The 21,116-nt window shown below is 60.0% G+C and carries 19 protein-coding genes; 11 read left to right on the forward strand and 8 right to left on the reverse strand.

The window, feature by feature from the left end; genetic code table 11:
* Positions 1-4 precede the first annotated feature (4 nt).
* Complete coding sequence (locus PMI01S_RS21080; protein ID WP_084321993.1) at positions 5-547, forward strand: DUF2058 domain-containing protein; 543 nt, start codon at positions 5-7, stop codon at positions 545-547.
* A gap of 68 nt (positions 548-615) precedes the next feature.
* Here PMI01S_RS21080 and PMI01S_RS21085 read toward each other — a convergent pair whose 3' ends face one another.
* From PMI01S_RS21085 to PMI01S_RS21110, 6 genes are all read right to left on the reverse strand, one after another.
* Positions 616-804 (reverse strand): hypothetical protein, encoded by a 189-nt coding sequence (locus tag PMI01S_RS21085; protein WP_084321994.1) that lies wholly within the window; start codon positions 802-804, stop codon positions 616-618.
* Positions 805-1,230: 426 nt separating this feature from the next.
* Positions 1,231-2,451 carry a beta-ketoacyl-ACP synthase I gene (gene fabB, locus PMI01S_RS21090; protein ID WP_084321995.1) on the reverse strand — a complete coding sequence of 407 codons (1,221 nt, stop codon included), beginning with the start codon at positions 2,449-2,451 and terminating at the stop codon, positions 1,231-1,233.
* 11 nt (positions 2,452-2,462) lie between these two features.
* Entirely contained in the window at positions 2,463-2,978 is a 516-nt protein-coding gene (fabA, locus tag PMI01S_RS21095; protein WP_003179264.1) for a 3-hydroxyacyl-[acyl-carrier-protein] dehydratase FabA, read from the reverse strand.
* Between the two features lie 247 nt (positions 2,979-3,225).
* The gene (locus PMI01S_RS21100) at positions 3,226-5,127 is read right to left on the reverse strand and encodes an ATP-binding protein (RefSeq protein ID WP_084321996.1); all 1,902 of its coding nucleotides are present in this window, start codon (positions 5,125-5,127) and stop codon (positions 3,226-3,228) included.
* Positions 5,124-6,056, reverse strand: coding sequence for an ABC transporter substrate-binding protein (locus PMI01S_RS21105; protein ID WP_084321997.1), 933 nt, complete (start codon positions 6,054-6,056; stop codon positions 5,124-5,126). Before PMI01S_RS21105 ends, PMI01S_RS21100 begins: the two co-directional genes overlap by 4 nt.
* The gene (locus PMI01S_RS21110) at positions 6,057-8,180 is read right to left on the reverse strand and encodes a TonB-dependent receptor plug domain-containing protein (protein WP_084321998.1); all 2,124 of its coding nucleotides are present in this window, start codon (positions 8,178-8,180) and stop codon (positions 6,057-6,059) included.
* A 198-nt stretch (positions 8,181-8,378) separates the two neighbouring features.
* Between PMI01S_RS21110 and PMI01S_RS21115 the strand changes: the two genes are divergently transcribed.
* The 5 genes from PMI01S_RS21115 to PMI01S_RS21135 all read left to right on the forward strand — a co-directional run bounded on the left by PMI01S_RS21115 (position 8,379) and on the right by PMI01S_RS21135 (position 12,532).
* Entirely contained in the window at positions 8,379-9,404 is a 1,026-nt protein-coding gene (locus PMI01S_RS21115) for an NAD(P)H-dependent glycerol-3-phosphate dehydrogenase (protein ID WP_084321999.1), read from the forward strand.
* Between the two features lie 31 nt (positions 9,405-9,435).
* Positions 9,436-9,783 carry a DUF4389 domain-containing protein gene (locus PMI01S_RS21120; RefSeq protein ID WP_084322000.1) on the forward strand — a complete coding sequence of 116 codons (348 nt, stop codon included), beginning with the start codon at positions 9,436-9,438 and terminating at the stop codon, positions 9,781-9,783.
* Positions 9,780-10,232 (forward strand): phosphohistidine phosphatase SixA, encoded by a 453-nt coding sequence (gene sixA / locus PMI01S_RS21125; protein ID WP_084322001.1) that lies wholly within the window; start codon positions 9,780-9,782, stop codon positions 10,230-10,232. Before PMI01S_RS21120 ends, sixA begins: the two co-directional genes overlap by 4 nt.
* Positions 10,233-10,389: 157 nt before the next feature.
* The gene (locus PMI01S_RS21130) at positions 10,390-12,057 is read left to right on the forward strand and encodes an AMP-binding protein (RefSeq protein WP_084322002.1); all 1,668 of its coding nucleotides are present in this window, start codon (positions 10,390-10,392) and stop codon (positions 12,055-12,057) included.
* A gap of 31 nt (positions 12,058-12,088) precedes the next feature.
* Positions 12,089-12,532, forward strand: a complete 444-nt coding sequence (locus PMI01S_RS21135; RefSeq protein WP_056853110.1) for a hotdog fold thioesterase — start codon at positions 12,089-12,091, stop codon at positions 12,530-12,532.
* 30 nt (positions 12,533-12,562) lie between these two features.
* Here PMI01S_RS21135 and PMI01S_RS21140 read toward each other — a convergent pair whose 3' ends face one another.
* Positions 12,563-15,529 carry an RHS repeat-associated core domain-containing protein gene (locus PMI01S_RS21140; RefSeq protein WP_084322003.1) on the reverse strand — a complete coding sequence of 989 codons (2,967 nt, stop codon included), beginning with the start codon at positions 15,527-15,529 and terminating at the stop codon, positions 12,563-12,565.
* Positions 15,530-15,731: 202 nt separating this feature from the next.
* Between PMI01S_RS21140 and PMI01S_RS21145 the strand changes: the two genes are divergently transcribed.
* The 5 genes from PMI01S_RS21145 (at position 15,732) to PMI01S_RS21165 (ending at position 20,040) form a co-directional block, all read left to right on the forward strand.
* Positions 15,732-16,538 (forward strand): alpha/beta fold hydrolase, encoded by an 807-nt coding sequence (locus tag PMI01S_RS21145; RefSeq protein WP_084322004.1) that lies wholly within the window; start codon positions 15,732-15,734, stop codon positions 16,536-16,538.
* The gene (locus PMI01S_RS21150) at positions 16,535-17,389 is read left to right on the forward strand and encodes an alpha/beta hydrolase (RefSeq protein WP_084322005.1); all 855 of its coding nucleotides are present in this window, start codon (positions 16,535-16,537) and stop codon (positions 17,387-17,389) included. The genes PMI01S_RS21145 and PMI01S_RS21150 overlap by 4 nt, the downstream gene beginning before the upstream one ends.
* A gap of 50 nt (positions 17,390-17,439) precedes the next feature.
* Complete coding sequence (locus PMI01S_RS21155; protein ID WP_084322006.1) at positions 17,440-18,099, forward strand: glutathione S-transferase family protein; 660 nt, start codon at positions 17,440-17,442, stop codon at positions 18,097-18,099.
* Between the two features lie 8 nt (positions 18,100-18,107).
* Entirely contained in the window at positions 18,108-18,914 is an 807-nt protein-coding gene (locus tag PMI01S_RS21160; protein WP_084322007.1) for a DUF4892 domain-containing protein, read from the forward strand.
* Between the two features lie 70 nt (positions 18,915-18,984).
* Positions 18,985-20,040: an AI-2E family transporter gene (locus PMI01S_RS21165; RefSeq protein WP_084322008.1), complete on the forward strand. Its 1,056-nt coding sequence runs from the start codon at positions 18,985-18,987 to the stop codon at positions 20,038-20,040.
* 125 nt (positions 20,041-20,165) lie between these two features.
* Here the strand turns inward: PMI01S_RS21165 and xopAW are convergent, their stop codons facing one another.
* Positions 20,166-21,017: a XopAW family type III secretion system calcium-binding effector gene (gene xopAW / locus PMI01S_RS21170; RefSeq protein WP_084322009.1), complete on the reverse strand. Its 852-nt coding sequence runs from the start codon at positions 21,015-21,017 to the stop codon at positions 20,166-20,168.
* Positions 21,018-21,116: the final 99 nt, after the last annotated feature.

A 21,116-nucleotide genomic window follows, 5' to 3' on the forward strand; every position in this document is an offset into this window, starting at 1 on the left:
CACCATGAGCATTTCCCTTCGCGACCAGTTGCTAAAGGCAGGGCTGGTCAACCAAAAGCAGGCCAAACAGGTCGGCAAAGAGAAGCAGAAACAGCAGCGCCTGGCCCACAAAGGCCAGATCGAGCTCGATGATTCCCAGCAGCGTGCAGCCCAGGAAGCCATGGCCGAAAAGGTCAAGCGCGACCAGGAGCTGAACCGTCAGCAGCAGGAGAAGGCCGAGGCCAAGGCCCGCGCCGCGCAGGTCAAGCAATTGATCGAAGTCTCGCGTCTGCCGAAGCTGACCACCGAGGATTACTACAACTTCGTCGACGACAAGAAGGTCAAGCGCCTCTCCGTCAACACGCTGATGCGCAACAAGCTGAGCAACGGTTCGCTGGCGATCGTGCACCATGCAGGCGGTTACGAAGTGATTCCCCGTGAAGCGGCCCTGAAGATCCAGGAGCGCGATCCACAGCGCATCGTGCAGCTGAATGTGCAGACTGAAGAAGCGGCAGCCGAGGATGATCCGTACGCGGCCTATCAGATCCCTGATGATCTGATGTGGTAAGTCCTTAGGTTGCAACAACGACAAACCCCGCTCATGGCGGGGTTTGTCGTTTTCAATGCTGTCATTGCTTATGCGGATTGCAGCGCTCGCTGCTGTTCCAGTTTTTCCAGTTCGGCCTTGTAGCCGTGTGCGTCGGTTTCGGAGTGGAACATCCCCACCAACATGCCTTGTTGGTGCACGTCCCAGATCCGTATACCGGCGGCTACGCCTTCGTGGGACTTATGTGAATCGTCGCGTTCAGTTACTTTTACAGTCATCTGCTAGCTCCAATCTCTGTGATATCTGCAGCAAGGCGTGTGCAGGACTTCGTTATATATTTGGTTAGCCTGCTAAGTAAACGACTGAGTTCGGTCTCCCATTTTTGCGAAATCGGCAAAAGTCCTGCAGCCCGCCAAACACGCGGCATTCGGTCGCAGGGCGTTGAGTTTCATGACAAAAGCTTCATGTTTGCGACGAGTAAAACCGCGGTTGGAGCCTAGATGGATTGAACTCCTCAGAACCTGTGGGAGCTGGCTTGCCTGCGATGACGTCGGCACTCCAGACATCAATGTTGCCTGACACACCACTATCGCTGGCAAGCCAGCTCCCACAGGTTTCATGCTTGCCCTGACTACATTATTTCCAGACACAAAAAAACGCCCCGAACCAGTCGGGGCGTTTTTGTGTGCTGTGCAGGCGGAGTGTTACTTACCCTGCCAGCGCTGCAGTACCAAGGTCGCGTTGGTGCCACCAAAACCGAAGCTGTTGCTCATCACGGTGTTGAAAGCGACGTCTTCACGAGTCTTGGTCAGGATCGGCATGTCTGCCACTTCCGGGTCCAGTTCTTCGATGTTGGCGGAACCCGCCATGAAGTTGCCTTCCATCATCAGCATGCAGTAGATCGCTTCGTGAACGCCGGCGGCGCCCAGGGAGTGACCGGACAGGCTCTTGGTGGAGCTGATGGCCGGGGCCTTGTCGCCGAACACTTCACGCACACCTTTCATTTCCGCGACGTCGCCGACCGGAGTCGAAGTGCCGTGGGTGTTCAGGTAGTCGATCGGTGCATCAACGGTGGACATGGCCATCTGCATGCAGCGGATGGCGCCTTCGCCGCTTGGGGCGACCATGTCGTAGCCGTCGGAGGTCGCGCCGTAGCCAACGATTTCCGCGTAGATCTTCGCGCCGCGGGCCAGAGCGTGTTCCAGCTCTTCGACCACGACCATGCCGCCACCGCCGGCGATGACGAAACCGTCACGCTTGGCGTCGTAGGCACGGGAAGCTTTTTCCGGGGTTTCGTTGTACTGGCTGGACAGTGCGCCCATGGCGTCGAACAGGAACGACTGGCTCCAATGCTCTTCTTCACCGCCGCCGGCGAACACGATGTCCTGCTTGCCCATCTGGATCTGCTCCATGGCGGTACCGATGCAGTGAGCACTGGTGGCGCAGGCAGAAGCGATGGAGTAGTTCAGGCCCTTGATCTTGAACGGGGTGGCCAGGCAAGCGGAAACGGTGCTGCTCATGGTCCGCGTGACGCGGTATGGGCCAACGCGTTTCACGCCTTTCTCGCGCAGGATGTCCAGCGCTTCCATCTGGTTCAGCGTGGAGGCGCCACCGGAACCGGCGATCAGGCCGGTACGCGGGTTGGAGACTTGCTCATCGGTCAGACCGGAGTCGGTGATGGCGTCTTTCATGGCCAGGTAGGCGTAAGCCGCTGCGTGGCCGACGAAGCGATAGATCTTGCGATCGATCAGTTCTTCGAGGGGAAGGTCGATGGAGCCGGAAACCTGGCTACGCAGACCCATTTCGGCATATTCCGGGTTGAACCGGATGCCAGGGCGGCTTGCACGCAGGTTAGCGGAGACGGTCTCTTTGTCATTGCCCAGGCACGAAACGATGCCCAGACCAGTGATAACGACGCGGCGCATGCGGATAACCCTTAGAAGTTGTCAGTGGAGGTGAAAACGCCGACCCGAAGGCCTTCGGCGGTGTAGATCTCGCGACCGTCGACAGTCACCGAACCATCGGCGATGGCCAGGTTCAGCTTGCCTTTGAGGACGCGCTTGATATGAATGTTATAGGTCACTTTCTTCGCGGTCGGCAGAACCTGACCAAAGAACTTCACTTCGCCCGAACCCAGGGCGCGGCCGCGGCCTGGCAGGCCTTGCCAGCCGAGGAAGAAGCCGACCAGTTGCCACATGGCGTCGAGGCCCAGGCAGCCTGGCATCACCGGGTCACCTTCGAAGTGACAGGCGAAAAACCACAGATCCGGAGTGATATCCAGCTCGGCGACCAATTCACCCTTGCCGTACTTGCCGCCTTCTTCGCTGATCAGGGTGATGCGGTCCACCATCAGCATGTTCGGGGCGGGCAGTTGCGCGTTACCTGGGCCGAACAGCTCACCGCGACTGCAGCGCAGCAGGTCTTCCCGAGTAAAGGCGTTTTGTTTGGTCATGCGAGCTCCTCAATAGTCCCATGCGGCAGGTGGGGCAAATCTTCCCGGCCGATCGAAGCGTTCATGCCTCGAGTCAGCAGCCTACTCATAGACTATTGCGTTGTGGTGAAAGTCACAGCACCAAGGACATGAATGTACACTTGTGCACTGAAATTTTTATTCAAGCCCCTTTTCGGGCCTGTTCGGGTGCCTAAGACTGCCGCACTTTCGCCTTTCACGCCAGTCACAGATAGCCGAAAGGCCTGCACTACTGCACCCATCGCTGCAGAATTTGCTGCAAATCAGTGCGTTTGAACGGCTTGGCCAGGTAATCGTTCATTCCTGCCGATAAACAGGCTTCACGGTCGCCCTGCAAGGCGTTGGCAGTCAGTGCAATGATCGGAAGGTCGGTGCAACCGGGCAGTTGGCGAATCTGTCGGGTGGCTTCGTAGCCATCGATGATCGGCAGTCGGCAGTCCATCAGAATGGCTTCGAAGATCAGGCTTTCTGCGCTGCGTACCGCCTGAGCGCCGTCGGTGGCGACGCTGACAGTAAAGCCCAGGCTGCGCAACATGGCTTCGACGACGGTCTGGTTGACCGGGTTGTCCTCGACCAGCAGCACATTGCGGCCTTCGCCGTCACCACTGCCGGTCTGCGCGCGCGGGGTGCGCACCGGCAGCGTCTGTTTATAGAGCGCCAGCGGGATTTCCAGGGTGAATGCCGAGCCGCAACCTTCCTCGCTCTGGGCGCGCAAGGTGCCGCCCATGCGTTCCGCCAAGGTGCGGGCAATCGGCAGTCCCAGCCCGGTGCCGCCGTAACGCCTTGAAATAGAACTGTCGGCCTGCTGGAACGCGTTGAACATCAATTCCAGGCTTTCGGCCGGGATGCCAATCCCGCTGTCGCGCACGGTGCAGGTGAACCACAACAATTCGTGATCCAGCGACTGCCATTGCGGTTCGATGGTGACGCGGCCCTGCTCGGTGAACTTCAGCGCATTGCCCACCAGGTTCACCAGGATCTGCCGGATCCGCGTCGGGTCGCCCTGAACCTGCAGCGCACGCATGTCTTCGGGGATCAGCAGCGCCAGATCGAGCCCGCGTTGCAAAGCGCTGTGCTGGAACGACTGGGCGCAACTGCTGATCAGGTCCGCCAGATTGAACGGAATGTGCTCCAGCTCCAGCTCCGAACGTTCGATGCGCGAGAAGTCGAGAATGTCGTTGATGACTTTGAGCAGGTGTTCGGTGGACTCCGAGGCCAGCGCCGCGTACTCGACCTGCTCCTCGGTCATCTCGGTGGTTTCCAGCAGTTGCAGCATGCCGAGCACGCCATTCATCGGTGTGCGCAGTTCGTGGCTCATCATCGCCAGGAAATCGGATTTGGCGTTGTTGGCCTTTTCCGCTTCTTCGCGGGTCTGGATCAACTGCGCCATGGCCTGATGCTGTTCACGGCTGGCCTGCTCGAGACCGCTGGCAAGGTTGTTGATGTGTTGCGACAGCGCGCCCAGTTCGGTGTCATCGACAATCGGCAGCGGTGTCTTGTAGTCGCCGCGCTGGATCGACTTGACCGCGTTGCCGATATCGCGGATCGGCTGCGACAGGCTCCCGGCCAGACGCCGGGCGATCAGGAAGGTAAACAGCAGGGCGAACAGCGCGAGAATTCCGGCCTTGAACAGGATTTCCTGTTGGCGCTTGCTGAAGGCGTCATTCGACAGACCGACGATCACCCGACCCAGGTAGTCCTCGGGGGGAGCGGTGGTGGCAACGTTGCTGCCCTGGAAGAAATCATTGTGCAGCGCGATCCGTTGCAAGCGCACCGGCGCCTGGAACACTTCGACCTGTTGCGAGCGCGTGTGGGTTTCCGACGGGTGCTCGACGTACACCAGAATCCGGTTGGCGCTGTCCTGCACTTCCAGAAAGCGCACATTGGGCGTGGCCAGGGTGGCCTTGAGCAGGCTTTCGAGCACTTCATTGTTGCCCGAAATAACCCCGTATTCGGCGGCCGGCGCCAGTTGGTTGGCAATCAGTTGACCGGTGTGGTTGAGCTCCTGACGCAGGTCCTGGATCCGCACGAAGGTGAAGAAGCTGATCAGCAGCAAGGTCAGCAGCAGGGCAGGGCCGAGGCTGATGATCTGGGTGCGGGTATTAATGTCCCAACGACGATGAAAAGTCATGGGCGGCTTTCTCCTTCGGCCAACTGTGCTGCGACCAACGCTTCATTGATCTGTTCAATGCCTAATGAACGAGCCACTTGTGGGTTACTCAAGACTTTGAAGCGATTGGCGTAATGCGTGCGTGGCCAGGTGGCCGGTGGCTGGTCGAGCAGTTCGTCGAGAATCGACAGCCAGTCGCTCTGGTCGCTGTAGCTGCTGGTCAGGCTTCCGGCCTTGACGAAGCCGGCGTTCGGGCCGATCAGCGCGGTTTGTCGTGCGTAGCTGCTGAGCAGCAGGTTTTTCGCGGTTTTGGGGTTATACAGGTCGGGATCATCGAGGCCCAGCAGCACGTCGCTGTTTTTCAGCAGGTTTTGCAAGGGACGGCTGTCATTGGTGTTGTCCCAGCGTTCGGTGACGATTTCGAGGCCAAGCGGTTGAGCGGCCTGGCGCAGTTCATTCAGAAGAAACTCGCTGTGTGTGTCGTACAGCACGCCGACCCGTCTGGCCTGGGGCAGCAGGATTCGGGCCAGGCGCAATTGTCGATCAGGTGACGGATCGCTCCAGAGCAGGCTCAAATGGGTGGGCAGGGCAGTGCCCAGGCGCTGACGTGCTTGCAGGCGACTGATGCGCAGCACCAGCGTCGCCGGGCCCTGGGTATCTTGCAGGCGCCAGTCGAGGCTGGGCAGGTCCAGCAGGATCAAACGAATGCCGGTCGGCAATTTGCTCGGTGCCGGCAGACGGGCCAATGGCTGGAAACGCACCGTGTCGTCAGGGCGCAATTCGCCAAGGGCTGTCGCGAAAGCCTGCATGCCGGGGCTGTCGTCGGCACCGGTCAGCAAAATATCCTCGGCGCTGACCGACAGGCTCAACAGCCAGCCGGTCAACACCAGGCACAACCCGGCCAGCAGGCGGCCAAGGATTGGCGTCTTGCGTGACGGACACTGCTGCATCTAGAACACCAGCTCCGCGCTGAAGTACATCACCCGTCGCTCGTCGTAGTTGTTATCGACGAACGTGGTGGGTTGATTGTCGAGACGTTGCTGGAGCACGCCGGCCAGTTCCAGGCTGGCCTTGCCCAGGCCGATGCGTTTGGCGATGCGTGTGTCGATCCGCTCGAATCGATAGCCGTTGAGCGCGTCGTCACCATAATAGAAGAGCGCGCTGTTCCAGCCGTGGCCCCAGTTGCGCAACCAGCCGGCGGAGCCACTGTTGCGTGCGGTCTGTCGCGCATCCAGCGGATTGCTCGCCTGAGCATCGACGCAGGCATAGGTCAGGCGCAGCCGGTCGGCACTGCCAAGGTGCCAGTCGAGCTGGGTTTCTGCCCCGGTGAAGCGCGAACTGTTGGCGTTGCTGGCGATGTACTGATTGTTGCGCAATGGTTCGCTGATCATGCCGGTGATCTCGTCGTGGAACACCTTCACGTCCACCGCCAGTCCCCACTCGGCGAAGAAGCCGTTGTAGCCCAGTTCTCTGGAGCGCATGTGTTCTTGCTCGAGGTTGCCGGGCCCGCGGGTCTTGACGAAATAACGGGCGCTGTTCTGGCCGTAGGCAGCGGGTTGCAGGTTAGTCACCCGGTAACTCCAGTTGACGTTGTTTTCGAACATGTCCGGCGAACGGATGGCCTCCGAATACACTGCGCGCAAACCGTGGCGCGGAGTGATCAGATAGTTCACCGCCACCCGCGGGGTCAGCGAACTGCCGCTCAATTGCGTGTCTTCGAACATTGCACCGCCCTGTAACAACCAGTGTTCGGTCGCTCGCCACTCGAGTTGGCCGAATGCGCGCCAGGTCGTGTCATCGAGCGTGCCGTTGAAATAGGTCTCGGAATCGGCCCGGTCGTAACGATAGTTCAAGCCGCTGACCAGTCGCAGACTGTCGGACAGGCTGAGGGTGTCCTGCAACTCGAGGTCGTAGCGCGATTCCCGGGTGCTCTGGTCAATGTCACCGCAGAGGGTTCGCCGGGCACCGTTTCGCCACTGGTCCAGCACTTGACTGGCCAGGGCGTGCTCCGCCGCCGTGCCGGCCGGTGCGCCGGGAACGAGGTAGCGCTCGATGTTGCGCGCCAGACGTTCGGTGTAATTCGGATTGAGCTGCCAGAGCTCGGTCAGTTCGGGGCTGAACGAGACTTCGGCGTCGCAGGCACGCCAGGTTTGCTGCCGATCCCAGTGCTGGGCCGAGCCTTGAATATAAAGGCTGTGATCGGGATTGAGGTCGAGGTTCCAGCGCAAGGAGCCGGCGTAGTCTTTGGCGACGACGTCGGAATTGTTCCCGGCGGCAGTAATACCCGAGAACACTGGACGGTAGGTATAAGGGCGCTGATTGCTCCCGTCCTTGGCATTTAATTGCCAGTCGATGCTTTGCTGTTCGTTGAGCGTCTGGCTGACGGCGAGGTTGAAGCGATTCAGGCGGCGGCTGTCGCGATAGTCGGCGCCCTTGCGGTCCGAGTCGAAGCCGTCGTCCTGCTGGCCGGACAGCGACAGACGCAAGTCGCCACCGTCCCAGCCCACGCCCTGACTGGCGTAGAAATCGTCGATGCCGCGCTGGCCGTGGGTGACCTTCATCCGCGTGCCGTGGCTGTCGGCCGGATTGCGGGTGATGATGTTGACCACCGCCATCAGCGCATTGGCACCATAGCTGACAGTGTTCGGGCCGCGGAAGACTTCGATGCGCTCAATGTCTTCCATGGCCACCGGAATGTCACTCCAGTCCACCGTGGCCAGGCCGGCGCGGTACACCGAACGGCCGTCGATCAGCACCTGCATGCGCCGGGCTTCGCTGGCGTTGGTGCCGTGATAATTCACCGCGGCCTGATTGCCAGTGATGTTGCCGACCATCATTCCAGGCACCAGGCGCAACAACTCGCTGATGTCCCGGGCGCCGCTGGCGTTGATCAGTTCGCTGTCGATCACCGTCATGCTCCCCGGCACCGCGGCCGGCGACTGTTTCAGGCGCGTAGCCGTCAGCACGTGCGGCAGTGGCTCGTTGTCGAGAAACAGGTCGTCGGCCAGCAACGGCGGGCTGAAAATCAGCGCCAGAACCAGCGGCGAGCGGGGTGAAGCAGGGCCAAACGACACAACACATCCTTGATAGCGATTTTACTGGCGCGCATGTTAACCGAGCTCGTCGACTTTTCCAGTCACGATGGCGGCATTTTCCTCGGATTTGTTGGTCTTCTTCATACAAGTACCGGTAATTGACGCGGGGGCTGGCCGCCACTGGGCCGCTCCGTATAATGCCGGCATCGCCACTGGTATTGGATTAACGGATTGCATATGACTGAACAGCGCCCGATTGCGGTCCTGGGAGGCGGAAGTTTTGGTACCGCCGTGGCTAACCTGCTGGCCGAGAACGGGCTTCAGGTCCGGCAGTGGATGCGTGACCCTGAACAGGCAGAAGCCATTCGGGTCAATCGCGAGAACCCGCGTTACCTGAAAGGCATCAAGATTCTCCCTGGAGTGGAAGCGGTCACAGACCTGCAAGCCACTCTGGAGGCTTGCGACCTGTGCTTCGTTGCGCTGCCGTCCAGCGCCCTGCGCTCGGTACTGGCCCCGCACGCCGAACGATTGAGCGGCAAGCTGCTGGTCAGCCTGACCAAAGGCATCGAAGCCCACACATTCAAACTGATGAGCGAGATCCTCGAAGAAATCGCCCCGCAAGCGCGCATTGGCGTGCTGTCCGGGCCGAACCTGGCCCGTGAAATCGCCGAACACGCACTGACCGCCACCGTGGTCGCCAGCGAAGACGAAGAACTCTGCCAACGTGTTCAGGAAGCGCTGCACGGCCGCACCTTTCGCGTGTACGCCAGCGCCGACCGCTTCGGCGTGGAGTTGGGCGGGGCGCTGAAAAACGTCTACGCGATCATCGCCGGCATGGCGGTGGCGCTGGGCATGGGCGAAAACACCAAGAGCATGCTGATCACCCGGGCGCTGGCGGAAATGACCCGCTTTGCCGTGAATCAGGGGGCCAACCCGATGACGTTCCTGGGGCTTGCGGGTGTGGGGGATTTGATCGTGACCTGTTCGTCGCCGAAAAGCCGCAATTATCAGGTCGGATTCGCCCTCGGCCAAGGCTTGAGCCTGGAAGAAGCGGTGACGCGGCTTGGCGAAGTCGCGGAAGGTGTGAATACCTTGAAAGTGCTCAAGGCCAAGGCCCAGGAGGTGGGCGTGTACATGCCGCTGGTCGCCGGGCTGCACGCGATTCTGTTCGAAGGGCGCACGCTCAATCAGGTGATTGAAGCGTTGATGCGCGGCGAACCGAAAACCGACGTCGACTTTATTTCCACCAGTGGTTTCAACTGATCACGCTTTTAAAACAGGCAGGGACTTGCATATGAACGATCCGAAAGTAGAAGCCGGCTACGAATCCATCCTGCTGCGGGTGTTGTGGATGATCGTCTTCCTGCTGGTCTGGCAGGTGGCGCAATTCATCCTCGGCGCCGTGGTGCTGGTGCAACTGGTCTATCGTTTGATTTATGGCGCCCCGAGCGCCAGCCTGATGAATTTCGGCGACAGCCTGAGCCAGTTCCTGGCGCAGATCGGTCGTTTCGGCACGTTCCACAGCGACCAGAAACCCTGGCCGTTCGCCGACTGGCCGACGCCGCGTACACCGGAAGGTGAAGCGCCGCACGTCGTGGCGCCTGCGCCGCATCCGGCCCGAGATGAGGAACCCAAGCTATGAAACTCTGGGTATTGCGTCATGGTGAGGCCGAGCCACACGGCAAACGTCCTGATTCCGAGCGGGCATTGACGGCACACGGTCGTGAGGAGGTGTTGCGCGCGGCTGCGGAACTGATGGATAAAAAGCTTACAGCCATTTATGCCAGCCCCTACCGCCGTGCGCAGGAGACCGCGCAACTGGTACGCGACACGCTGGGGTTCGCACCGGAAATCCGCACCGTCGAATGGTTGACCCCCGACTACAGCCCACAAGTGGTTTCGGAACAACTGGTCTCCGTGGATCGCGCATTGCTGGTCAGTCATAACCCGTTGGTGGGCAACTTGCTGGGGTATCTGCAGCATGGTCATGTACAGGACCCGGAAAGGGTTGGTACTGCCGGTCTCGCAGAGCTGGAAGGGGATTTGCCATTGGCCGGGGCGATGAAGCTCAACAGCATCAAGCACCCGTAACCGCAAAAGATCGTAGCCTTCGGCAGCTCCTGCAGGATGTACACAATCCATGTAGGAGCTGCCGAAGGCTGCGATCTTTTTTGCAGACAAATAATTAACCAAGCAACCGCTTGGTTGACTACGCTTGCTCCAGACCAAAAATAAAGGAGCGAGTCGCATGTCTGCTGCTTTTCATTTGCCACTGGACGTCTTTTACGAGCGCGAGGCGCGTCATCCCCGTCAGCGCTTTCTGGTTCAACCGGTGGGTGGTGGCCAGGTCGAAACCCTGACCTGGGAAGACGTCGGCCATCAGGCCCGTTGCGCCGCGCACTGGCTGCGGGCGCGGGAATTGCCGCAAGGCAGTCACATCGCCCTGATCTCGAAAAACTGCGCGCACTGGATCATCGCCGACCTGGCGATCTGGATGGCCGGGCACGTTTCGGTGCCGTTATACCCGAACCTCACTGCCGAATCCGTCGCGCAAGTCCTCGAGCACTCCGAAGCGGCGCTGGCGTTCATCGGCAAGCTCGATGACTGGTCCGGCATGTCCCGCGGGGTTCGCCCCGACCTGCCGACCATCAGCCTGCCATTGCATCCGCCGGGCAGCTTCGATTTCAGCTGGGCCGACCTGCAAGCGTGTTCACCGATCCAGGACGACCCCAAACCTGCCGCCGATCAACTGGCGACCATCATTTACACCTCCGGCACCACCGGCATGCCCAAAGGCGTGATGCACAGCTTTGGCACGCTGGGATTCGCTACCACCCACGGCACGCAACTGTTCGGCCTCAATGAATCGGATCGGCTGCTGTCCTACCTGCCGCTGTGCCATGTCGCCGAACGAATGTTCGTTGAACTGGCCTCGATCTACACCGGGCAAACCGTATTCTTTGCCGAGAGCCTCGATACTTTCCTGACCGATTTGCAGCGTGCGCGGCCTACCGCGCTGTTCGGCGTGCCACGCATCTGGACCAAGTTCCAGATGGGCGTGTACAGCAAGATCCCGGCGAAACGCCTCGACTTCCTGCTCGGGTTACCCTTCATCGGCAAGCGGGTAGGGCACAAAGTGCTCGCCGGGCTCGGGTTGGATGCCTTGCGCGTCGCACTGTCCGGCGCGGCGCCGGTGCCGCAGACGTTGTTGCTGTGGTATCAAAAGCTCGGGCTGGATGTGCTAGAGGTGTACGGCATGACCGAAAGTTGCGGTTATTCCCACATCGGCCGGTCCGGCGAGAATAAACCCGGCTGGATCGGCAAGCCTTGCCCGGAGGTTGAAGTGCGGATCGCCGAATCGGGCGAGGTGATGGTGCGCAGCGGGGCAAACATGCTCGGGTATTTCAAGGATCCGGAAAAAACCGCCGAGACAATGACCGAGGACGGTTTCCTGCGCACCGGTGACAAGGGCGAGCAAGACGCCGAAGGCAACCTGCGCCTGACCGGACGGCTGAAGGAAATTTTCAAGACCAGCAAAGGCAAGTATGTCGCCCCTGCACCGATCGAAAACCGCCTGGCCGTGCATTCGCGGATTGAACAGGTGTGTGTGGTCGGCGACGGTTTGAGCGCGCCGCTGGGACTGTGCGTACTCTCGGCGGTGGGGCAGCAGGACGCGGGCGGAACCGCGCGCGCCGGTCTGCATTCAAGCCTGGAAAAACTGCTGGAGGAGGTCAACGACGCCCTCGACAAGCATGAGCGCCTGCGCCGGCTCGTGGTGGTCAAAGACAGCTGGGCGGTGGAAAACGGTTTTCTGACGCCGACCCTGAAGATCAAGCGCAACGTGATCGAAGCGGCTTATGGTGCCCGGTTCGAAGAATGGAGCGAGCGCAGCGAAGCGGTGCTGTGGCAGGATTGAGTCACGACAAAACCAACAAAGGATGTCTGCAATGAGTTTGTGGCGCACCACTCCCAACATCGAGCAGTTGAACGCGATTCAGAAAAACACCATCGGTGAAGTGCTGGATATCCGCTTCGAAGCCTTCGACGAAGAGTCCCTGACCGCCAGCATGGTCATCGACCATCGAACGCACCAGCCTTATGGTCTGCTGCATGGCGGCGCGTCCGTGGTGCTGGCGGAAACTGTCGGCTCCATGGCCAGCTATTTGTGCATCGATGCCAGCAAGTTCTACTGCGTGGGGCTGGAAATCAACGCCAACCATTTGCGTGGACTGCGTAGTGGTCGCGTGACAGCCGTGGCCAAGCCGATCCACATCGGGCGCACCACCCATGTCTGGGACATTCGGCTGACCAGCGATGAGGGCAAGGCCAGTTGTGTGTCGCGGCTGACCATGGCGGTTGTGCCGTTGGGAGAGAATCCGCCGGCTCGATAATCCTTTTGAATCGGGTCTCGACAGACGGCTTCAGACGTGAGCGCTATGGCGTCGGACGACGAATCGGCTGCTTGATGATCTAGGTACCGCTGACTGGACGTCTGGACTAATGCGATCTGCTACCTGCGGATTCATTCCACGGTATCCATTCAGAGCGGTTTCCATGATCAGAGCTCGATGGCCACTGAGCGCGGTGAAGGCACCGGTGACGGCTCCACTTATCATGTTCACCGAATCACCGCGCTCGGAGGCACCCAGGCCGGTGATGCTGGCCGTCGAGGCTTCAACCGCGGTGCCTACGCCGTAAATGAACAGGCCGGAGGTAATCCTGCCGCTTGCTCCGAAGGCTGTATCGAAGAACGGTGGTCTCTGAATCGGCGAAGTGCCGGTTGCATAGGTTGTTTCTGGATGATTTCCCCGCAACCATGTTCCGACAAACCCATCCGTCCCCTCTACTAAAGGACCTAACCAACTGCGAATGGACTCTGGGACATATCGACCGAACGCGCCGTTGAGCGCATTGGTAACTGCATAGACCGAGCCTGTTCGATAAAAGGTCGGCATCCGATTACCCAGGCTGACATTGCCCCAGGGAAAGTTTGCACCATGCCCCCTGAGGATCTGTTGTGAGATTTCTCGAGTGATTGCGCCTGCTGCCGAGCCTATTCGGTTGATGGCTGTCTGGTTCAGTTCTACCTCTGATTCGTCCGTTGAATCACTGTCGTGACTCAACGCCGCCGGTAAAACTCCTATCATAAGGCCGCCGATGGCACCCAATACCATTGCGTTACGATGAAACCGTGCAGCCAAACCGCCACCGACAATCCCGACGGAAATCCCCTCAAGCAGGCCGGCGGTTGTGGCCAGTGCAGCGTTAGTAGCACGACTGGGTGGCAAGGTGTTCAGCGCCGCAATGGTCGACATTTGTACAAGGCCAGACAAACCTCTGGAAACGAAATCGCGCATAAAGGCTGATGAAGACGCATCGCGAAGGTTTCTGCTTTGTACCGTGTGGTCATCTATCAGTCCGGCGATATCTACATGCCCCGCCGGATTCCCGTGAACCATCGCATAGAGATTCAACCCGTCCGAGGTCCCTGCCGGATCGGCACTCAACCATCGCTGACACCAAGGTATGTAGTAGCGAAACCCGTAGCAATACAACCCCGTGGCATCCCGTTCCTGCCCCGAGTAGCGAATCGTTTTGTAGCTGGCTTCCAGCTTGTTTCTCCCGGCCCACCAACAGGTTCCACCGTACGGGTAGTAGCTTTCCCATGAGATCAGTTTGGCGTCTTCATCCACCTCGACGGTGCTGGAGTTCAAATGATCGGTGAAGCCGTAGCGACGCTGATCCTGGGGAATGTCTGATGCTGGCTTTTTCTCCCAATGCAGAACCTGAACTGTTCCGCGTCCGGCCTTCACTGTTATGACGTGGAGGATTTCGTCAGCGCAGGTGCGAATTTCCACACCCGGCAAGTAGCGTGTTTCGTGACTGCGGGTCAGGGTTCCGGTGTAGGCGCGGCGGATCTTTCGCAGACGTTGGCCGCTGCCGTCGTAGAGGTAAAACTCGATATCGTTGGGTTCATCCTCACGCACTACCTGTTCGACCTGACGCAACTGATTGCGCAGATCCCATAGCAAGCCTTGTCCCGGTTGAAGGGTGTTGCGGTTCCCGTTGACGTCATAACCGGCGGCAATTTCGTTCTCGTCGGGTAACTCGCCATTGGTTTTTTCGGGCAGGCTGCGGTTGTTGAGGCGGGCGATGGCCGTGCGTTCGGTGCGGTTTGCATTGTCTGCCTGGTGCTGCATGACCTCCAGGTTGCCGGCCTTGTCGTAGGTGTAAATGCGCGTGTAGTTTTCCAGTTGTCCGGGATCGGGGGCGGACTGGAACGCTGGCAATTGCGGACCACCAGGGGCGTTGCGAAGCTGTCGGCCGCTGGCTTTTATCAGTCGGTAAAGGCTGTCGTATCGGTAACGATGGGTCGGTTCGATTCGTTGATTGCGATGGTAATGAACAGGATCGGCGCTGTCGGTCAGGCATGTGATATTGCCTGCCGGGTCATAGTCGTAAATCAGATCCTGCAGTGCTGGCTGCCCCGGTACGTAGGCCTTCAGCTGCTCCAGTCGCCCGTCTTCAGGGCGAAACGTCGCACACGAAATCACGCCGTTTCCCGCACGTTGTCGTTCGACCTGGCCGAAGGCGTTGTGCTGGATGTCACTGACCAGGATTTTTTCCTCGGTCTGCCCGGCAAGTGTCAGGCGAACTTCTTTCAGCTCGGCAGCACGGGTCAGAATGGATCTCTGGACATTGCCTTTTGCATCGATCTGCCTGATGGGCTCACCCACCGCGTTGCAGTGAATGCGGGTGATAGCGGGTTCATCCTCCAGTAAACCATCGCGCTCGGTCTCGGCTTCGGGCCAGTTCACGGACCATTGCGGATCTTCTACAAAGGTACGGCTGTGCTCCAGCGGCGTGCCGGCGAGGCCGAATTCGATGAAGCGCAAAGAGCCTGCGGTGTCGTCATGCCGAATCAATTGTCCGCGCCGGTTGTGGGTTTCATCGGCTCTGACATCTGCATAGGAAAACCGCGCGATGCAGTGTTCCGCTCCATCGTGAGCACACTCGAATGCGGCGATCGGCCGCCGTTGCCCGTCATAACGCACGCAGCTATGGCTGAGTTTCTGATCCCAACCTTCGACGCCTTGCCCATCCTCGCCGAGCAATCCCAGGCGCCAACCAGCGTCGCCGTTTTCGGATAAAAGCACGGCGCCCGACAGGCTGAATACATTGATTTGATTGGCGGCGCTCTGGCCTGCCTGATGCAAAAGAAACAACCGTGGGTCGCGGCTCAACACCGCACGCCCGGCAACATCGTGTACCTGCTGTGTGATGCAGCTTTCAGCTGCAGAATCGTCGCGGCGGTGATATGCCACACCACGCACACCCAGTCCCCGGGAGTCGATCACTGCAATAGCAGGCGTGTTGACGTGAGTCATGACAGGCGTTGCCCGAGGTTTGGCGGCAGTGTTCTTATCCGCGTCCTGAGGATTGGCTGTCAACTGTCATAAATAACAGGTCCGACCCTTGCCGCTCATAGCCACGGCACGACTGTCATCATTCCTGGCAGTTACGGTCATTGCGAATCACGGTGGGCTTGCGGACAATCGGGTTCTGTTTTTGGTTGATGGAACGACTGGTATGTCGCAGCAGATATTTTTCGCCCACGCCAACGGTTTTCCTTCGGGGACCTACGGCAAGCTGTTCGCGGCGCTGGCGCCCGAGTATCAGGTGACGCATCTGGAGCAGCACGCCCACGATCCGCGTTTCCCGGCGGACGACAATTGGCACAACCTGGTGGACGAGCTGATTCATCACCTCAAACAGCAAGCGGAGCCGGTATGGGGCGTCGGCCATTCCTTCGGCGGTGTGCTGCACCTGCACGCCGCGTTGCGCTGTCCCGAGCTGTACCGCGGCGTGGTGATGCTCGATTCACCGGTGCTGACCCGCGCCGATCAGTGGGTGATTCGTGCCGCCAAACGCTTTGGTTTTATCGACCGCCTGACTCCGGCGGGCCGCACGCTGGGGCGTCGGGAAGAGTTCGCCGACCTCGAAAGTGCCCGCCGCTATTTCGCTGGCAAAACCCTGTTTCGCAGCTTCGATCCGGAATGTTTCGACGCCTACCTGCAACACGGTTTGTGCAAGGTTGGCGACAAACTGCGCCTGCGTTTCGACCCGGCCACGGAAATCAGCATCTACCGTGGTGTGCCGGACACCAGCCCCGGCCGCGCTCGGCAGTTGAAGGTGCCGCTGGCGGTGGTGCGTGGGCACAAGAGCCGCGTGGTGATGCGTCATCACGCCAGTGCTGTCGGTCGCATGCCGTTGGGCGAATCCCTGACCATGCCGGGCGGGCACATGTTTCCACTTGAACGTCCCCAGGACACGGCCTTGCTGCTGAAAAACCTGTTCAGCCGCTGGGACGGTCGCCATCAGCAGGAATGTGCATGAGCCATGTCGTCGAAGAAGTCCGCCTGAGCCTGCCGCACATCGAGCTGGCAGCGCACCTGTTCGGTCCCGAGGACGGTTTGCCGGTGATCGCCTTGCACGGCTGGCTGGATAACGCCAACAGCTTTGCCCGGTTGGCGCCGAAACTCAAAGGGCTGCGCATCATTGCGCTGGACATGGCCGGACACGGTCATTCCGGGCATCGTCCCGCGGGTGCCGGTTACGCGATGTGGGACTACGCCCATGACGTGCTGCAAGTCGCCGAACAACTTGGCTTGAAGCGTTTTGCGCTGATGGGCCATTCCATGGGCGCGATCGCTTCGTTGATCATTGCCGGTTCGCTGCCGGAACGTGTCACCCATCTGGCCTTGATCGACGGCATCATTCCTCCTACAGACAAAGGCGAAAATGCGGCTGAGCGCATGGGCATGGCCCTGCAAGCGCAGCTGGATCTGCGGGAGAAAAGCAAACCGGTCTACAACACCCTCGACCGCGCCATCGAAGCGCGCATGAAAGGTCTGGTGGCCGTCAGCCGCGAAGCCGCCGAACTGCTGGCCCAGCGTGGCTTGATGCCGGTGCCGGGCGGCTACACCTGGCGTACCGACAACCGCCTGACGCTGCCGTCGCCGTTGCGTCTGACCACCGAACAGGCCATGGCCTTCGTCCAGCGGGTCAGTTGTCCTGCGCTGCTGGTCGTCGCGGCTGACGGCATGCTCGCCAAACATCCCGAGTTGCTGGAGCGTCTACCCTTTAGCCGTGAACAGCTGCCTGGCGGTCATCATTTGCACCTGAATGACGAACCCGGTGCCGACCTTGTCGCAGACTGTTTCAATCGGTTCTTCGCCGTTCCTTGACTTGCGCCGGGCAACTGTCGAGGCTGGGCGGGTTGAAATGGGAGACAACCATGATAGATCTCTACACCGCTGCGACCCCGAATGGCCACAAGGTCTCTATCGTGCTCGAGGAACTCGGCCTGCCCTACACGGTGCACGCCTTGAGTTTCGACAAGAAGGAACAGAAGTCCGCGGACTTCCTCAAGATCAACCCCAATGGCCGGATACCGGCGATTGTCGACCGCGCCAACGGCGATTTTGCCGTGTTCGAATCCGGCGCCATCCTGATTTACCTCGCTGAAATGACCGGCAAACTGTTGCCCCGGGACCCGAAGGGGCGTTCGGTGGTATTGCAGTGGCTGATGTTCCAGATGGGAGGAATCGGCCCGATGCAGGGCCAGGCCAACGTGTTTTTCCGTTATTTTCCGGAGAAACTCCAGGGTGCCATCGACCGCTATCAGCATGAAACCCGTCGCCTGTATGAAGTGCTCGACACGCGCCTGCAGGACGTGGAATTCCTCGCCGGCGATTACAGCATTGCCGACATCGCCACTTATCCGTGGGTGCGCGGCCACGAGTGGTCAGGTGTCGACGTTGACGGCTTGACGGCCCTGCAACGCTGGATGGCGAATATGGAAGCGCGTCCGGCGGTGCAGCGTGGGTTGTTGGTGCCCGAACGCATCGACGACGCCAGCGTCATCAAGGGTGCCCAGGCCATGCTGATCCGATGAGCTTATCCATGCGTTCAATCAGTCTGCTGGCGCTGTGTTGTTTCAGTCCTCTGGTGTTTGCCGCCGATGTGCCGGGCAGTCAGGACCTGCCGATCGTGCCGCGGGTGACCGATTCGCAGATCGTCGACTATCGCCCGGCGGTCGAACTTGAGCGGATCTATCCGCTGGGTTCGATCCGCAAGATCAGCGGCCAATTGCGCTTCGACGGTCAGGTCAGCGCCCGTGGACAAACCACTTCGGTGACCTACGAGTTGCCTCCGGAGCATTCGTCTACCGAAGCGTTTACCGTCGCTCGCGAAGCCTTGCAGAAGCAGGGTGCCGAATTGCTGTTCTGGTGCCAGGCCCGTGATTGTGGTGAAAGCAGCCTGTGGGCCAATGAAGTCTTTGGCAATGCCAAGCTTTATGGCGCTGACGATCAGCAGGCCTATCTGCTGTTGCGGTTGGCGGCACCAAAGGACAATACGCTGGTGGCGCTGTACAGCATCACTCGCGGCAATCGCAAAGCCTATCTGCACGTTGAACAGTTCGATGCTGCCGCACCGTTGGGTGATCTGCTGCCCACCTCCGCGACCTTGTTGCGAGAGCTCAAAAGCACCGGTGAACTCGATTTCCCGAAACTGACCAACGCGCCCGACGAGACCTGGTTGCGCTTGCTCTCGCGCGGCCTGAACCTGGACACGACCTTGCGGGTGACCGTTTCAGGACCCAATGCCGAAGCCTGGCGTCAGGCATTAATCAGCCAGGGGGTACGATCGGCGCGGATGGAGACGGGCAGCGTCGAAGGCTCTGGCCTGCACATCGAGCTATTGCGATAAGCTGGATCAGGCGGGCGCGCTGGCCGCGTTCGCCTACTCTTTTGCGAACTGACTTTTTTTCGAGATTCAGATGATCAATAACGATCGGCTGTTGGTGCAAATCCTGCTCCTGGTGTTGTTTGGCGCGAGCTTCTGGGTGATGGCGCCGTTCTGGTCGGCGTTGTTCTGGGGGGCGGTGCTGGCCTTTGCCAGTTGGCCGCTGATGCGCTTGCTGACGCATTGGCTCAACGGTCGCGAGTCCCTGGCGGCGGCATTGCTGACCCTTGGCTGGATGTTGGTAGTGGCGGTGCCGCTGGTGTGGCTGGGTTTCAACCTGGCGGACCATGTGCGCGATGCCACGGCGTTCATCAAGGATGTGCAGATGGATGGTTTGCCGGAAGCGCCGACCTGGCTGGGCAGTGTCCCTCTTGTCGGTGAACGGCTGGTGGTGATCTGGAACAGTATCGATCAGCAAGGCGCGGCGATGATGGTGTCGCTCAAACCTTATCTGGGGCAGGTCGGTAACTGGCTGCTGGCGCGCAGTGCACAGATTGGCGGCGGCATTCTCGAGCTGACGCTGAGCATCGTGTTCGTGTTCTTTTTCTACCGGGACGGGCCGCGCCTGGCGGCGTTTGTCCACGGCCTGCTGCAACGATTGATCGGTGATCGCGCCGGTTACTACATCGAACTGGTGGCGGGTACGGTTCAGCGCGTGGTGAACGGCGTGATCGGGACGGCGGCAGCCCAGGCGGTGCTGGCGTTGATCGGGTTCCTGATTGCCGGAGTACCTGGGGCGCTGGTGCTTGGCATTGTCACCTTCATGCTCAGCCTGATTCCCATGGGGCCGCCGTTGGTGTGGATACCGGCAACTGCCTGGCTGGCCTGGAAGGGCGAGTACGGGATGGCGGTCTTCCTCGGGATCTGGGGCACGTTCATCATCAGCGGAGTCGACAATGTGCTCAAGCCTTACCTGATCAGTCGCGGCGGGAATTTGCCGTTGGTGATCGTGCTGTTGGGGGTGTTTGGCGGACTGATTGCGTTCGGTTTTATCGGCCTCTTTATCGGGCCGACGTTGTTGGCCGTGGCGTATAGCCTGTTGACCGACTGGAGCAAGAGTCAGGCGCGGGTGGAAGATCGCCGGCCCTGACTGCCTTCACAAAACGTGTAGGAGCCGGCTTGCTGGCGATGGCATCACCGCGGTGTTGCAGGTAAACCGCGATGATGCCATCGCCAGCAAGCCGGCTCCTACAATTGGTTTCGTGAGCGTCCTGGTCAGGTCGCCACGTTCAGGTACTTGCCCACCGTCGCTACCTTGTCGAGCGAGTACTGCTTGCTCAGGTTGGCGATCATTTTGTTCAGCGCCTCTGCCACGTTCGCCTGATCGGTGGAGCTTTCGCTGTTCTTCTCGCGACCGACCTGCAGCGCAGCTTTCAACTCGTCGCTGCTGACTCCGCCACTGCTGTCGCTATCCAATACTTTGAGCAACGCAGCACTGGTGTCGGTGCTGGTCGATGAGGTGCTGTCGCTCGCCTGCAACGCGCTGCCCAGTTCGGTGGCGCTGACACTGCCATCGCTGTCCGCATCGAGCTGGCTGAACAGCGCTTCGCCGGACACCTGCCGAGGTGGAGGCGGTGGCGGGGCGAGGCTGGCGGCCAGCTCGTCCTTGCTGACGACACCATCTTCGTTCTTGTCCAGGGCCGAGAAGATTTCCGTGCTGTCAGCGCTGCTGCCGGCGCTGCTCAGACCGTTGCTCAGTTCGTCGCCGCTGATGACACCGTCACCGTCGGCATCCAGAGCACTGATCAACGCGTCGGCCAATTCGGTGTCCGGCGCCTGATCACGCGACAGTGGCGGAGGAGGCGCCATCGCGGCCATTTCTGCGCTGCTCAGGCTGCCGCTGTCGTCACCGTCCAGGTCGGCGAAGTTTTTGCTCAGACTGGCCAGCAGACCGTCATCGGATTTCTGTGACAGGGCGTTCTTGAGCTCGTCCTGATCCACCGAACCATCGCTGTTGGTGTCGAGTTTTGAGAGCAGTTCTTTCTGGAATTGCTGGCTGCGGGCATTGCTGGTGGTGCTGCTGGCGGTGCTGTTATAGCTCGTGTAGTTGCTGACGCTACCGATCATTGGGCTCACTCCCTGGATTGGAAAGCCGGCTGGTGCACCGGCTTTTGCAGCCTCAAGGAACTAGTTGTCGTGGGTATGTGGGGTTTGTACCGAGTGGTA

This window comes from Pseudomonas migulae NBRC 103157 (assembly GCF_002091715.1).
In the GTDB taxonomy this organism is placed as follows: domain Bacteria; phylum Pseudomonadota; class Gammaproteobacteria; order Pseudomonadales; family Pseudomonadaceae; genus Aquipseudomonas; species Aquipseudomonas migulae_A.